The sequence below is a fragment of the Pedobacter cryoconitis genome (genome assembly GCF_014200605.1).
Classification (GTDB): Bacteria; Bacteroidota; Bacteroidia; order Sphingobacteriales; family Sphingobacteriaceae; genus Pedobacter; species Pedobacter cryoconitis_B.
Genome location: NZ_JACHCE010000010.1, coordinates 172,811 through 187,359, shown reverse-complemented (window position 1 = coordinate 187,359; position 14,549 = coordinate 172,811). Strand labels below are relative to the sequence as shown.

11 protein-coding genes are annotated in these 14,549 nt (G+C 38.0%); 6 read left to right on the top strand and 5 right to left on the bottom strand.

Annotated features, from left to right (window positions below):
- Positions 1 to 214: 214 nt before the first annotated feature.
- Positions 215 to 2,350 (bottom strand): ATP-binding protein, encoded by a 2,136-nt coding sequence (locus HDE68_RS23380; RefSeq protein ID WP_183884651.1) that lies wholly within the window; start codon positions 2,348 to 2,350, stop codon positions 215 to 217.
- 196 nt (positions 2,351 to 2,546) lie between these two features.
- On the opposite strand from HDE68_RS23380, the gene HDE68_RS23375 reads away from it, so the two are divergent.
- The 3 genes from HDE68_RS23375 (at position 2,547) to HDE68_RS23365 (ending at position 6,391) form a co-directional block, all read left to right on the top strand.
- Complete coding sequence (locus HDE68_RS23375) at positions 2,547 to 3,443, top strand: LysR family transcriptional regulator (protein WP_183884650.1); 897 nt, start codon at positions 2,547 to 2,549, stop codon at positions 3,441 to 3,443.
- 78 nt (positions 3,444 to 3,521) lie between these two features.
- Positions 3,522 to 4,448: a YeiH family protein gene (locus HDE68_RS23370; protein WP_260171848.1), complete on the top strand. Its 927-nt coding sequence runs from the start codon at positions 3,522 to 3,524 to the stop codon at positions 4,446 to 4,448.
- Positions 4,449 to 4,798: 350 nt separating this feature from the next.
- Positions 4,799 to 6,391 carry a discoidin domain-containing protein gene (locus tag HDE68_RS23365; protein ID WP_183884648.1) on the top strand — a complete coding sequence of 531 codons (1,593 nt, stop codon included), beginning with the start codon at positions 4,799 to 4,801 and terminating at the stop codon, positions 6,389 to 6,391.
- 183 nt (positions 6,392 to 6,574) lie between these two features.
- Here HDE68_RS23365 and HDE68_RS23360 read toward each other — a convergent pair whose 3' ends face one another.
- Positions 6,575 to 7,750: a cupin domain-containing protein gene (locus HDE68_RS23360; protein ID WP_183884647.1), complete on the bottom strand. Its 1,176-nt coding sequence runs from the start codon at positions 7,748 to 7,750 to the stop codon at positions 6,575 to 6,577.
- A gap of 237 nt (positions 7,751 to 7,987) precedes the next feature.
- On the opposite strand from HDE68_RS23360, the gene HDE68_RS23355 reads away from it, so the two are divergent.
- Positions 7,988 to 8,629 (top strand): FadR/GntR family transcriptional regulator, encoded by a 642-nt coding sequence (locus tag HDE68_RS23355; RefSeq protein WP_183884646.1) that lies wholly within the window; start codon positions 7,988 to 7,990, stop codon positions 8,627 to 8,629.
- 81 nt (positions 8,630 to 8,710) lie between these two features.
- Here HDE68_RS23355 and HDE68_RS23350 read toward each other — a convergent pair whose 3' ends face one another.
- Together HDE68_RS23350 and HDE68_RS23345 are read right to left on the bottom strand one after the other, a co-directional pair.
- Positions 8,711 to 9,979: a phosphatidylserine decarboxylase family protein gene (locus HDE68_RS23350; protein WP_183884645.1), complete on the bottom strand. Its 1,269-nt coding sequence runs from the start codon at positions 9,977 to 9,979 to the stop codon at positions 8,711 to 8,713.
- A gap of 155 nt (positions 9,980 to 10,134) precedes the next feature.
- Positions 10,135 to 11,406 (bottom strand): Hsp70 family protein, encoded by a 1,272-nt coding sequence (locus tag HDE68_RS23345; protein WP_183884644.1) that lies wholly within the window; start codon positions 11,404 to 11,406, stop codon positions 10,135 to 10,137.
- Positions 11,407 to 11,623: 217 nt separating this feature from the next.
- Here HDE68_RS23345 and HDE68_RS23340 point away from each other — a divergent pair, with 217 nt between their 5' ends.
- Positions 11,624 to 12,331, top strand: a complete 708-nt coding sequence (locus HDE68_RS23340; protein ID WP_183884643.1) for a helix-turn-helix transcriptional regulator — start codon at positions 11,624 to 11,626, stop codon at positions 12,329 to 12,331.
- Between the two features lie 100 nt (positions 12,332 to 12,431).
- Here HDE68_RS23340 and HDE68_RS23335 read toward each other — a convergent pair whose 3' ends face one another.
- Entirely contained in the window at positions 12,432 to 12,689 is a 258-nt protein-coding gene (locus tag HDE68_RS23335; protein WP_183884642.1) for a hypothetical protein, read from the bottom strand.
- A gap of 194 nt (positions 12,690 to 12,883) precedes the next feature.
- Between HDE68_RS23335 and HDE68_RS23330 the strand changes: the two genes are divergently transcribed.
- Entirely contained in the window at positions 12,884 to 14,545 is a 1,662-nt protein-coding gene (locus HDE68_RS23330; protein WP_183884641.1) for an ABC1 kinase family protein, read from the top strand.
- The last annotated feature ends 4 nt before the right edge of the window (positions 14,546 to 14,549 follow it).

Sequence of the window (14,549 nt, the reverse complement as noted above, 5' to 3'; positions counted from 1 at the left end):
ATGAATAATTTCTCAAATCTGAGACATTAACTGTGCCTATTTATGATTTACTTTTATAAGTTGCTTATTATTAATATTTTAACTTTTTGTTTATTGGAATTTTTTATGGTTTTTGAAGGGAGCAGGTAAAAATATGATACATTGTAATTTCATTACAAAACAAGCAGTACCCAGCTTGTGTACATGATAACAGGAAGCTTTTTTAAGAAATATATTAAGGCAGGTAATCGAGTATTTTTTCCAGCAATTCGCTCTCTTTATAAGGTTTGACCAAATAATCATTTAAACCGGAAGAGATGTAATTTTGATGAGATTCGGGAGAGATCTGACCGGTTATTGCAATAATCGGGGTCCTGCATTTGTTTTCATCCTGGTGGGCACGGATTTTTTGGGTGAGTTCCAGGCCATTCATACCGGGCATTTCAATATCAGTTAATACCATATCATAATGATGTGCGTCAAATGCCTTTAAAGCATCTTCACCATTGGTCGCGGTATCAAAACTAATATTCAGTTTATTAAATATCATTTTGATAACCAGCAGGTTCATATTTGCATCATCTACAACCAGCAAATGAATGTTTTTAAAACGGTCTGCTTGTGAAATCAGGCCTTCGTTATCTGCCTGTTCATCCTGTGTCTGTTCAGCAAGGGGATAAGGAAGTTCTAGATAAAACGTAGATCCTTTGCCCAGAGTACTGTTCACGGTAATTTTTCCATGATGAAGATCTACTAATTTTTTACAAATTGGCAAACCCAGTCCTGAGCCCTTTTGCCAGTCCATGCGTTTGTTGTTAATAACCTGCGAAAATTCATCAAAAATAAGAGGTAATTCTTTCTCAGAAATTCCAATTCCAGTATCACTTACTTCTATAAGCAATAAGATGTGACCAGTCTCTGTATGCTTTGTCGTTACTTTGACAAGTACTTCTCCTTTATCAGTAAACTTAATTGCGTTGGCAATCAGGTTGACCATGATTTGTTTTAGGCGGTAAGGGTCTCCTGTGATTGATAAATCGGGTGCATCTTTTTGATTTAATATCAGCTTTAATCCCTTTTGATTTGCCAGTACTGCAGTAGCAGCAACTATCTCATGTAAAATACTTTTATAAAGGAACGGTGTCTTTGAAAGAGATAATTTTCCGGTTTCCAAACGTGAAAAGTCAAGAATTTCATTGACCGCAGATAATAACATAGAAGAGGAAGTTTCCAGTAAATTTGCCATCGCTCCCTGTTCAGGGTTTAATGGAGTAGTTTTCAGTTGCTCTGTTGCCCCCAGAATTGCATTCAGGGGAGTGCGCATTTCATGGCTAATACTGGTGAAAAATCTGGATTTGACAATAACCTGCTCTGAAGCTAATTTATTTGCCTGAACAATTCTATTGTAGGCACGGTAAAGGGTAATTAATAACGAAATGATGACTAGAATAGAGAATACATTAATCAGAAAATTGATTTTTCCAGACGTACCTATCACTTCTAAAGAGTGGTTCGTTTTGTCTCTTAATATCATTTTCCTGGTTTGCTGCAGCGCATATTCCCGGTCACTGAACTCACGGAACATCAGCTTGATGTTTTCCAGAATCTGCTCATTTAATTTTAAAATTGACCTTTCATTTTCAGTCAGGAGTTTATGGTTCCCTCTTTGTTTCTCGAAAAGATTTTGATAAAACTTCTCGATATCATCGATCTGTTTTTTGGTGTAAACGTTGTCATTTTGAGAAGTTTCAACGATAACGGTTTCTACTTTACTCGTTTTGGCTGTATCCTTCTTATTTTCTTTATTCAGAATAGCGCTTTTTAAACGTTGAAAGAACTTTGTTTTTTTAACCTCCGGAGCAGGGGCAACGACTTCGGTTTTTGTGATTTTTTTAATCACAGGTCTTGGCGAAGGTTTAAATAAACTAGCCGGGGCTGAGGTTTTAGAAGTATCTACCAATAAATTAACAGACATCAGTGAGTCTGTCATTTTTTTAATTTTGGCATAAAGCAGAATCTGTTTATTTCTTTTGCTGATATCATTTGAGATATCTGTTGAAACATTATTCAGGTCTTCTTTAGAGAAGCTCTCCAATAAAAATGAGACATGTTTTATTCCCTGGCTATATTTGATAAAATATTTTTTTTCCCATAAAGAAGTATACATCCTGAAATTATTTTCAGCTTCCTGCAGTCCCATATTAATGGTATCCAGTTTATGGAGCTGTTCATTGTTTGCATCCCTTTGCAGACTGGTAGCCTGAAGTACTTTTTGTTCAGTATATTGGGTGAAAGATGTCCTTACCAGCAGCACAATAAAGAAGGCAATAATTACCAGAATGGCTATAAAGGATACTTGCTTATTCTTCATGTCGTTTTTTTTCAGTCGTATTTTTCAGGTTCTTATGCTTAAGCAGGTTTGCAGGTTAATAGTATTGCGGAAAGAGCATATTAAGGATGTAAATGTAGGAGAAAATTTTGTTAGATAAATATATTGTCTGGAAGCATCATAATTTCGATAGCAGAGAATTTCATTTATTGCAGTTTTATTAAGACCTTGGCGGCTTATGTCAGACTTTCGTTTAGAGGTTTTTTATACTGTTGCCAGGCGGCTTAGCTTTACTAAAGCTGCGGCTGCTTTATTTATTACTCAACCTGCGGTAACCAAGCATATTTATGAGCTGGAACAGCAGTATGATAATAAATTGTTTGAGCGTAAAGGTAACAAGATACAGTTAACCCCTGCCGGAGAGGTATTGCTGAGTCATACAGAATCTTTATTTGATATTTATCGGAATATAGATTTTGATATGAATGCGCTCGTTCATAAAAAAGAAGGGATTTTGTATCTTGGAGCCAGTACCACAGTCTCTCATTATGTAATTGCACCAATACTTGCCGGGTTCAGGAATAAATTCAAGGCTATAGAAATCAATCTGATCAATGGCAATACAGAGCAAATTGAAAAAGCCTTACTGGAGAAGCAAATACAGCTTGGCATTATAGAAGGAAGATCTAAACATCAGGAAATTAGTTATACAGAGTTTATCAGAGATGAAATTGTCCTGGTTTGTGGTCAGGATCATCCGCTGGCCAGAAAAACCGAACTGACAAAAGAATTGCTGCTGGAAAATTCTTTTGTCATGCGGGAACAGGGATCTGGAACACTTGAAGTAATCGATTATGCTTTAAAGGAAATAGGCATGAGTGTGTCTGATCTTAAAGTAGAAATCCAGCTTGGAAGTACTGAAAGTATCAAATCATATTTAATGCATTCCCGTTCTCTGGCTTTTATTTCTATCCACGCTTTAACAAATGAATTGCAGCGTGGAACTTTAAGAGTAATTGATGTAGCCGGCTTAAATATAGAACGCAATTTCTATTTCATTCATCTTCAGGGTAAACCCGATGGTTTATCGGATGTTTTTCTGCGTTATGCGCAGTTAACCCATAACCTGAAGTAATGGCAGATTAATTTTATCGATTTGACCTGTCTGGCCATTTGGGAGATCTTTGTATCACAAAACACAAAGATTATGCAAATGAGCCTGTTAACCCGTCAAATTATATTTATCCTTGCTGCATTGTGCTGCCTGTTTCCTCTGATGTCCCCGCCATTAGCTTTATTGCTTGGGCTGGTTATCGCCCAGTTCATGGAACATCCTTTTCTTCATCTGAATCATCAGGCTACTAACTGGCTTTTAAAATTAGCAGTAATAGGTCTGGGTTTTGGAATGAATCTTTCTTTCGCATTACAGGCTGGTAAAGAAGGTTTTCTATTTACAGTAGCTTCTATTTTTGGGGTACTTACACTGGGTTTTATCCTGGGTAAATTATTCAAAACTGAACGTAAAACCTCTTTTCTGATCTCTTCTGGTACCGCGATCTGCGGTGGAAGTGCGATTGCTGCTTTATCTCCGGTGATGAAGGCTGGAGAAAAAGAGATTTCAGCAGCACTGGGAATCGTCTTTATCCTGAATTCTGCTGCTTTATTTATATTTCCTGGTATTGGCCATGCATTTAACCTATCGCAAACTCAGTTTGGGATCTGGTGTGCAATTGCAATACATGATACAAGTTCTGTGGTTGGAGCGGCAAGCAAATATGGGGAACAGGCATTACAAATTGCAACTACAGTTAAACTTGCGCGTGCCTTATGGATCATTCCTGTAGCTTTTGGTACCGCCTTATTTTTTAAAACTGATCAGAAAAAAATTAAAGTGCCTTATTTTATAGGATTGTTTGTTCTGGCTATGTTAGCTAATACCTATCTGCCAGCGATGAGGCATTTTGCCCCTTACGTGGTTAGTCTGGCTAAAACGGGATTGACTTTGACGTTGTTTCTGATTGGAAGTGGATTATCACTTCAGGTTATTAAATCAGTAGGAGTGAAGCCTTTTCTGCAGGGAGTTATTCTGTGGGTTACCATCTCTTGCGTTTCTTTATGGGCAATTATATTACTGGCTTAAAAGAACATGGAAAAATAGCAGGTGAAATTTTGCGCAAACGTTTGATTATATCTTTTAAGCCCTGATTAGCAGCTGTTTTGTTATCAATAGATTGACTTTGAATAGTTTTTAGCTGGAATCCGGAAGATTTGTAATTAATAAAACCTGTTAATTGCTCAAATTATAATATAAACAGACTGCTGCTCTGTAAAAGAGAAGAAAATACATCTTCATATTTAATAATCCTCTGCTTTAAGATCAAACGTTTGCGTATCATTTATAAGGTATATTTTTTATAGATATCTATAGATTACGGTTATGTAAAGCATTGTACTATAATATAATACCCTAACCTAACCAAAACATATCCTATGAAAAGAAATCTATTATTATTAATCCCGTTACTGATCAGCTTCATGGCTTGTAAGAAAGCGGCAGACGCAGTAGGGGGCGGCACCGCCTCAACAAATCCTGTTACAACTGTTGACGGATATAGCAGTGACCATATCCATAACCTTAATCTGGTTTATTTTATCCCCAGTGATCTGGATACCTTACCAGGCTATCAGAAGCGTTTAAGTGACCTGATGCTTTGGGGACAGAAATATTATAAAGATGAAATGGCCCGTAATGGTTATGCAGATAAAACCTTTGGCTTATTTACAAGCCCAACAAAAGGCGTGAAAATTACGGTGATCAGAGGCACTAAGCCAAAAAGCAGCTATCCTTATTCTGGTGGTAATGGAGCTGTTGCGCAAGAGATCAATGCTTATTTTACTGCGCACCCTGCAGAAAATACAAGTGCACATACCCTGGTCATTATTCCTCGTTATGAATTTAAAGCAGATGGAACACCAAGCGGAGGTCCGTTTTATGGAACAGGGAAATGGTGTTATGCCCTTGATTATGAAGGAATGGATATTAAAAACCTGGGTAAGACCGATGCTGATGGTAAACGCTTTAGTGTTTGGTTTGGTGGAATGATGCATGAATTGGGACATGGTTTGAATTTACCGCATAACTGTCAGAAAGTTTCTGAAAATGAGACGCTTGGAATGGCATTGATGTGGGCCGGTAATGGTACATTAGGAATTTCTAAAACGTTTTTAACAGCTACAGATGCGGCTATCTTAAATGTGAATCAGATTTTTAATAAAGATGATAAACCTCGTTATGGAACAGTTAAAGCATCAATTAGTAAAATCCATGCTAATTATAACGCAAGTAAAGCAGCTATAATTGTATCTGGTAAATTTACTTCAGACACTAAAGTTAACAGTGTGGTTTATTACAATGATCCCAATGTAAATAATGAAGGTATAGGTGTTAACCATGATTATAATGCAACTACCTGGGAGTCTAAAGCGATAGGTACAGACAGTTTTTATGTAGAGATGCCAATTGCTGAACTTAAATACAAAGATGGTAATCCATACGAATTGAAAGTAAAGTTGGTGCACGATAATGGCAATGTGACCGAAACGATTTATAACTATGAGTTTGTAAACGGCATCCCGGTGTTGAAATTCAGCAGCAGAGACGAATTGAGTAAAACAGGCTGGAATGTCATTAATGTAAGCTCACAGGAAACCTCTGATGAAGATGGTAAATCTGCCAATCTGATCGATGGAGTAATCAATACTTACTGGCATTCACAATATTCGGGTACCACAGCGACTTATCCGCATTCTTTTACTGTAGATATGGCTGCTGCTAAACAGGTAACTGGTATCAGTATTACACAGAGAAATGGTTTACAAAGGGCTGTGAAAGACCTTGAAATTTTATATAGTACTGACGGAACAAATTTTGTTTCGGCAGGATCTTTTGTACTGGCTAATGTTAATGGGGCACAATACATTAATTTGCCATCCCCGCAGACGATACGTTATTATAAAATAATAGCGAAGTCTTCTTATGATGGACAGCCATTTGCAGCCTTGTCGGAGGTTGGTGCGTATTAGTGTTTGTAATATAAACTTCTGACATAAGACCTTGGTCTGCCTAGCAGCAGATTAAGGTCTTTTTTTTTGTCAATAGTTAAAGCGCATTTTATTTGAAAACCAGCAGCTATAAAAAATAAAGCTCCTGAAACCAGAATTCCAGGAGCTTGCGGCTGTCTTTAATTTCAGGAGTTATAAATTTAACTAGTAAATTCCTTTTTTATGTTTACCAAGCGTAGCTGTCTGTGCTGGTGAAATTCCAAAATGATCCTGAACAAGCTGAGCAGGGTTTGAAGTCAGCCAGTCATTCAATGATATTTCCTGGTATTCACCTGCATTGAAAAGAATGATCAGTTTAAGTGTTTCAGTACCAGTGTTTTCAATGTAATGGCCGTAACCTTGTTTAATGAACGAAACCATTCCTTTTTTGTAAGCCATTGTCTTTACACGTCCATGAGAACCGAAAATGCTTATATTTCCTTTACCACTCATTACATACTGCCATTCATCCGCATTAGGGTGCCAGTGTAATTCGCGGATTGCGCCAGGCTCAATGTCCATACGTAAGGCAGTTAAAGTAGTTTGAATAGGGAACTCTTTAGCTGATACTTTGATCGTAGAACCACCTGCAAATTTCTGATAAATACCGTCTTTCTCCATACGGAATTTATGTGCAGAATTGCTCGTTGGAATATTAGGATCTATGTTTTGAGGTTTTGGTGCTGTAGCTATTTTTCCTGTACCAATATAAAGTTCTTTGTGCGGGAACGCGGCAAATGTACTTGCTGGTAAGCCAGAGTTGCGTGCAAGTATTTCCGGAGAGATATGACTGATCCAGTCTGTTGAACTAAAAGTGCCGAATTCAGAAAAATGACCGTTGTCAAAACCCAGCAGGAATAAACATGATTTATCACCTAAACATTGCAGACAATGTCCGTGACCTTTTGGGAAATACCAGATATCACCTTTTTCAAAGTCATCTGTTGAAGTGGTTCCATCAGGCGAAACAACTGTAGTACGCACCTGACCTTCTAAGATGTATGCCCATTCTGCTGCAATGGAGTGCCAGTGTAATTCACGGAAACTACCTGGGTTTAAGCGCATGATTACAGCTGCGATACTTTGCGACACTGGAAATTCTTCGACAGTTGCTTCTTTGGCATTACCACCAGAGCCGACCCAGCCAGTACTTCCATTCTCAATATCATATACAAAATCTTCCAATTCTGCCTGCGGACCTTCCGGACCTTTTGTTGCTGGTATTTTTTCTGCTGCTGCGGCCTTTTTAGGGATTAATAAATCTAGGCTTGTTGCTGCTGTTACCAGGCCAAGGGTTGATAACGATGCTGCGGAAATGAATCCGCGTCTTGTAGTTGCCATATCTTTTTAGATTAATATATCACAAATATATAATGCAAATATGATATTTAAAAATAAAACATCATATGTTTAATTTAACATCATATGTTTATTGTGGCGATTGATTTGCTATATCTGATTGTTTTTATGATGAAATTTGATGCTGATGGGGTTAGGCGTGTTAAAATGTCTTGTTATATTTATGATGTCTGACTGAAACATCGTATGTTTGTAACGAAGAAAATATACTGAGCAGAAATGAAACTCTACGAAAAGGTAATTGGCCTGATAAAGGAAGATATTTCTCAGGGAAAATATAAAGCAGGTGAAAAGATACCTTCCGAACCTGAACTGATGAAATTATATGATGTAGGCCGTTCAAGTATCAGAGAGGCTATCAAGACGCTTGCTATTTCGGGGATTTTAAAAGTACAGCAAGGTTCCGGAACATTTGTTAACCAGAGCTTCCAGGAGGTAAGTATTGAGCAGCGTTTAAGACGTGCTGATTTTGATGATGTGAATGCGGTAAGGGGATTACTGGAGAAGGAAATTGTGAAACTGGCTACACAAAATCGTACAGAAGAACAGTTAGGGGAGATGGAGCGGTGTTTAGAAAACCGTAAACTAGCTATTCAGGATGAAAATGCCCTGCTTTGTGCGGATGCCGATATTGCTTTCCACACAGCGATTGCCCTGGCTTGTTCCAATCCTGTATTGTCTGATTTATATTATAGCTTTACTTTGATTATGCGTAATTTCTTTCAGGCGCGCGAGAAACAGGGGATTAGTCGTTTTGCGATGAATCATCATCTGCATGAACAGCTATTTAAAGCGATTAAAAGTAAAAAGACAAATCAGTCACAATCAGTTCTTCAAAAAATTCTGGACAATAACTATTAAAGAATCAGGCCCGCCATAAAATTAGCAGGCCTGAAAATTGGTGGTTTTATTATTTTGTTCCTGAACTGATTATGCTTTCTTTTAGCTGGTTACTGTAGCAATTTTTGATTTTAAAGGGATGTTGCCAGAGTTAAGGCCAGGAGTCTGACCATGCAGGTCAAACACCAGTTTAACCTTTGGCCCAAAAAACAAACAATGGGTAGAGCCTCCAAAATGGAACATGCCCAATTGATCCCCTTTTTTAACATGCTGACCTTCATAAACTGTAATCTGGCAGGAAGAAACTTCGGCCATTCCAACAGGCATCATACACATCAGTCCGATTGCAGGATTATCTGCTTCAATAAATATAAGCGCCCTGGTGGCTAATTCAGTGATATAACCCTGTGAATCATTCGGGCCGGATGGATCATAACCTTCGGATAGGGCTTCCGCATAATAAGTCCCGTCCTGCACATAGGCTTTGACGATTTTACCACTAACAGGGCTATGCCAGCGATGATAACTCAACGCATTCAGAAAAGCCTGATAGACCGTTCCACCAATAAAATTATCCAGTAAAGGATCATTAGCCATCATGTGTTCCAGTGAATAGGGTTGTGCTTTGATCCAGAACCTGTCATGTCTTTTTACATTTTTTTCAATCCTGTAGGGTGCAGACTCGCAAGCGTTTGCAATGACTGCATCGTTATCAGGATCTGCAAGCGGACGCTGACCAGCTCTGAATTCTCTGGTGAAAAAATCATCCCATGATTTAAATCCATGATGAGGCAGCGCAGGGTCACATTTAAATTGCTTGTCGAAATCGGGCATCGCCTTCATGGCATCTGTACCAAACCAGCCTGTTTTCGGATCTTTATTTAATACATATTTTGAGTCTTCGGAGGATAGAAAGATGGCCCATTCAGTCAATATCCTTTTGAACTGCCAGTTGACTTTTTCATTTAAGAAAGCTGCATATCCGGCAGTAGTTCCCATGGACCAGTCCAGAATTGCGTTGATTGGAAAGCCAACTAAGCCGGTCTCATTAAACTCGGGGGCTTTAGTCATGATTCTATTAATAAGCCGCAACATCAAATGATAATTTCTTACCTGCGGCTGACCAGCTGGATTCTTGTTAAAAGGTGGTTTACGCGGAACTTCCTCAAACATCAGGTGGAACCACATGAAAATTTCAGGATCATCCTCTATTAATTCTTTGAGTTCTTCAATTACAGGAAGTAAAGGGCTTTTGTCTTTTTCTACTTCAGCGATAAGTTCGTCCAACCAATTTTCCAGGATATCCTGGTCTGATGGCAGCCATGCACCAACGCGGAAGGGAAGTGATTTTTCGTTAGTTGTTGTTTTCATATCTACTTGTTTTGCCTCATGAAATTAGGCAAAACCCAGAGATTAGTATAGCTTATTGATATTCATTTTTGTTCATTTTTATTCTTGTTGTTTCCTGTATATCAGTTTGTTGTGTGCTTTTTGTTCAGTCGGTTGAAAATGCGTTTAATTGCAGGCTAATCTGCGTCAAAAAGGTAACCGCTATAGGCAAGACCTTTCGCCACACTGGTAAAATTGTCCCCCGAATTTACAGGGATATGTGGGAATTTGTTTTTGAACAGCTCTTGTACACCGCCAACCAGTGAGCTTCCACCAGTAAGGAATAAACTATCAATCTCTTCTGCCTTTATATTGTTTTTTAACATAAAATCATCCAGATAAACACTGATTTTTTTGATGTCTTTTTCAATTACTGCAGCATATTGCTCTTTAGAAACCTCTTCGTCAATTTCTATTTCCATATTCGAATAACTGAACTGAGAAACCGGCTGATCGGATAAAGTAATTTTAGTTTTTTCTATAGAACGAAATACAGAGTAACCCAGATTGTTTTCAATCAGGGTGATCAGGTTCTTAAAATTCCGGTCCTTTTTAGAGTAATGGTAATAATCCTGTAAATCTTTCTGTATTCTCAGGCCATTGAAGAAGTTCATCTTATCCCAGGTACAAATATTTGCAAACAGAGACATCGGCACAGTCAGGACTTTTCCTGGTGTAGCTTCATAGCGTGTGTTTTTTCCAAAATAAGGGGTTCCTTTATCCCACATAAATGCAGAATCAAAGCTATCTCCACCAATATAGATACCACCCGAAGCGATCATATCATTTCTTCTGTCCTTGTTGCCGGAATGATCAGGATCAAGTATCAGATAGGTGAAATCTGTTGTTCCACCACCTAAATCGGCTACAAGTACTTTTTCTTTCTTTTTAATTGTTTTTTCGTAGGCAAATGCAGCACCTATAGGTTCAAATTGAAAACGTACTTCAGTAAATCCTGCATTTTCTGCTGCCTTACTTAGCCTGGTTTGTGCAAGGGTATCTTTTGCGGCACTATCATCATCAAAAAATACGGGTCTTCCGATCACTGCTTTCTGGCAATCGTATCCAATAATCTGATCAGCTTTAGTTTTCAGATCTTTAAGAATCAGGGCAACCAGGTCAGAGGCATTGTATCTTTTGTTATGTATCCTGGTCTCTATAAAACTGCTTCTTGATAAGATTTGTTTAATAGATTTGATAAAACGACCTTTCATACCATCGCTCAGGTAGGCGTCAATTGCATTTTCGCCAACCACATAATTTAGTGGCTGGGTAGTACTTTGTTCTTGCTGAAAATACAGAAGGGAGGGAACTGTAATGGTACTTATGATCTCATTTTTTTCTTCGTCATAAATTGATAGTGCAGAATTGGTTGTTCCAAAATCAATTCCATATAGAAACTTACTCATCGTAAAAGGGAAATATTGTTTTATACTGTTTTTTTTGTGGGCAATTCTCCGTTCAATCATTCAAAAAATGAGTTGAGGAAGATTTTACAAACGTATTAAGATTGATATTCTTGTTGATATACGCTGTTATAGCGGGTGCAAAGGTAAATTTTTAGAATAATATCTGAAGTTAAATTTGTGCAATTATCTACATTTGTTCGTTGTCACCTGATACAGAATGGATATAATCAAAAAGATAAACGATATAGCAATAGAATTTTTTGATGATAATAATTCGAGGTTCGCAGCTAAAATGGCAACCAGTGAGGCGAATATCAGGAATTACAGAAGTAAAATCATTCCCAAGGTAGATTTTATAGTCAGGTTATGCAATGAGCTTGAGATAAGTTTTGAATGGATGTTTAATAACGCGGGTCCAATGAAGGTTATTCATGGCAGTACGCTGTTATCTGCTTCCGGTGAGCTGCGTGAGGTCTCAGCAGCTGGCAATTTGCCAGTAAATAAGACTGAACAAGGTGTACCGCTGTATGATTTAAAAGCAGCAACAAGTCTGATCAGGTTGTTTGAAGGACATGAAAGTATAATTGATTATATCACTATCCCGAATCTTCCGCGGGTTGACGGAGCATTGTATGTTACCGGAGATAGTATGTATCCGCTGTTAAAAAGCGGGGATATCGTCATCTACAAAAAGGTAAATAATATCGAAGAGGGAATTTTTTATGGGGAGATGTATTTACTGGCGATAGATATTGACGGAGACGAGGCGACTGTGATAAAATATATTCAGCAATCAGAAAAAGGGGAGCAGTATATCAAACTAACTAGTCAGCATGACCATCATTCGGCCAAAGATATCCATCTTAAACATGTTAAGGCAATTGCTATTGTTAAAGCGAGTATCCGGATCAATAGTATGCAATAATTTACAGTCAGCAAAGCAGCTGATTTATAAAAATGGCGGAGATGATAAATCTTCTCCTTAGCCATTCGTATGATTACAATGTCAAATACCTTTCTGAAAATTATTGTTTATTAACAAAGATACCTCTGAAGGCAGACCAGCACGCATTCTTAATGTCAATAGGAAGTGCGTCTTTTACATAAAACTGAATACCGTTTTCATCGTAGAAATAACGAAAGTAATTTCCAAGTCTATCCGGTTTTTCGCCAGTATGAATATTTTCACGATTAACCAGCCAGCGGGAGTAAGTTACTTCTACGCCATCCAATGCATCCTCAAGATCTTTAATCTTACCGGAGTTTTTGTCGCTATTAATCATATCACTATAGTCTTTCATATCAAATATTCATTTAATTGGCAAAGATACGGATTATAAAGTGCTTAGAAGACTATTGACCGGAATGGTCGTTTAATCCTGTTTAAATAGCCTATATATCCGGATTGTATGGAGGTTTTATCTTGGCATGAATTTTTCTTTACCTTTCTGCTGTATTCCTGCTAAATCAACAGATCATGATGCTTAATCAAAAAAGAAAACTCAAAAGGACAGTCTCATTAGTCAGGATACTTGTGAAGTATGGATTTGAGGAATTATTGATCAGAAGTAATATTAAAAGTTTATTGCCTTCAGACTATAATGATGATGGAGCAGCGCAGGAGCAATTATCTCTAAGCGTTTATGAGCGGATCAGGATGGCGCTCGAAGAACTTGGGCCGACCTATGTTAAATTTGGACAGGCATTTAGCAGCAGGGAAGATTTGCTGCCTAAAGAAATGATTATTGAGCTGCAGAAATTGCAGGATAAAGTAGAGGTAGAGGCGCTGGATGTAAAAGAGCGGATTGAAACAGAATTAGGTATAGATCCTGATGATTACTTTGAAAGTGTCGACCCGGAGCCCTTTGCATCAGCTTCGATATCGCAGGTTTATAAAGCCAGATTGAAAGATGGCGCATTAGTGGTTTTAAAAATAAAACGAACCGGAATCCGGGAGGTCGTAGCTTCAGATATGCTGATTATGAAGGATGTAGCTAAACTTTTAACCAGTTATAGTGACTTGTTTCGTAAGATAAATCTCAATGAGGTATTGGCGGCTTTTGAAAAATCTATTTTTCAGGAACTGTCCTTTCTCAATGAACTGGCTAATATGGAGAAGTTTGCCAGGAACTTTAAAGGGGTAAAATCTATTCATCTCATCAAAGCCTACCCGGAATTAAGTAATGACAATATACTGTGTATGGAGTTTGCTGACGGAGTTAAGATCACTGATCAAGAAGCTATTGTTTCTTTTGGGCTGGATCCTTCAGCAATTGCATCCAGTGGTTTAGATCTTTACCTGGTGCAGGTTCTTGAGCATGGTTTCTTTCATGCAGATCCGCATCCGGGAAACCTATTGGTACTTAAAAATGGTAAAATTGCTTTTATTGATTTTGGCTCTATGGGCAGCATGGTTGCCGGAGAAAAAGAATTGCTGGAAGACTTTATCTCTCATTTTATAGAGCAGGATGCCCGAAGGCTGATTGCAATTATCAAAAAGATGGCTATACGTTTCAATATCAGTGATGAGAAGAGGCTGGAAAAAGACATTCATCTTTTTTTTAATTTGCTGAACAGTACCTCGCTGCAGGAGATTGATGTCAAAGAGATATTAAGCAGATTTTCGGCTATTCTGAATGAGAATGAAATATTGATGCCCGATCATCTTTATCTGCTGGTACGTGGAATTGTATTAATTGAAGGTATTGGAAGGGCACTCATCCCGGACCTGAATATTATTGAAAGTTTAAAGCCTTATATAGTCAAAATTGCAATTCGTAAACTTAGTCCTGAGAATCTGAAAATTAGTGGGATGAAGTTATTAAGAACAGTAACAGAGGCTTTGAAAACTATGCCTGACGATGTACATTCGGTGATTAGTAAACTCAACGGTGGAGAGTTGAAGATTATACAGGAAATAGAGGGCTTATCATTAATTAAAAAACTGATAAGCCGTTTAATGAACCGGCTGGTGGTTGCTGTGCTGATGTCCGGATTGTTTATTGGGTCGGCTATACTGGTTATGGCAGATAAAGCTCCCCGGTTTAATGGAATACCTGTACTTGCGCTGTTTGGTTTCCTGATTAGTATGGTATTGGGTATTGTGTTGTTCATCTCGTGGATGACTAAGGACAAATAAATCC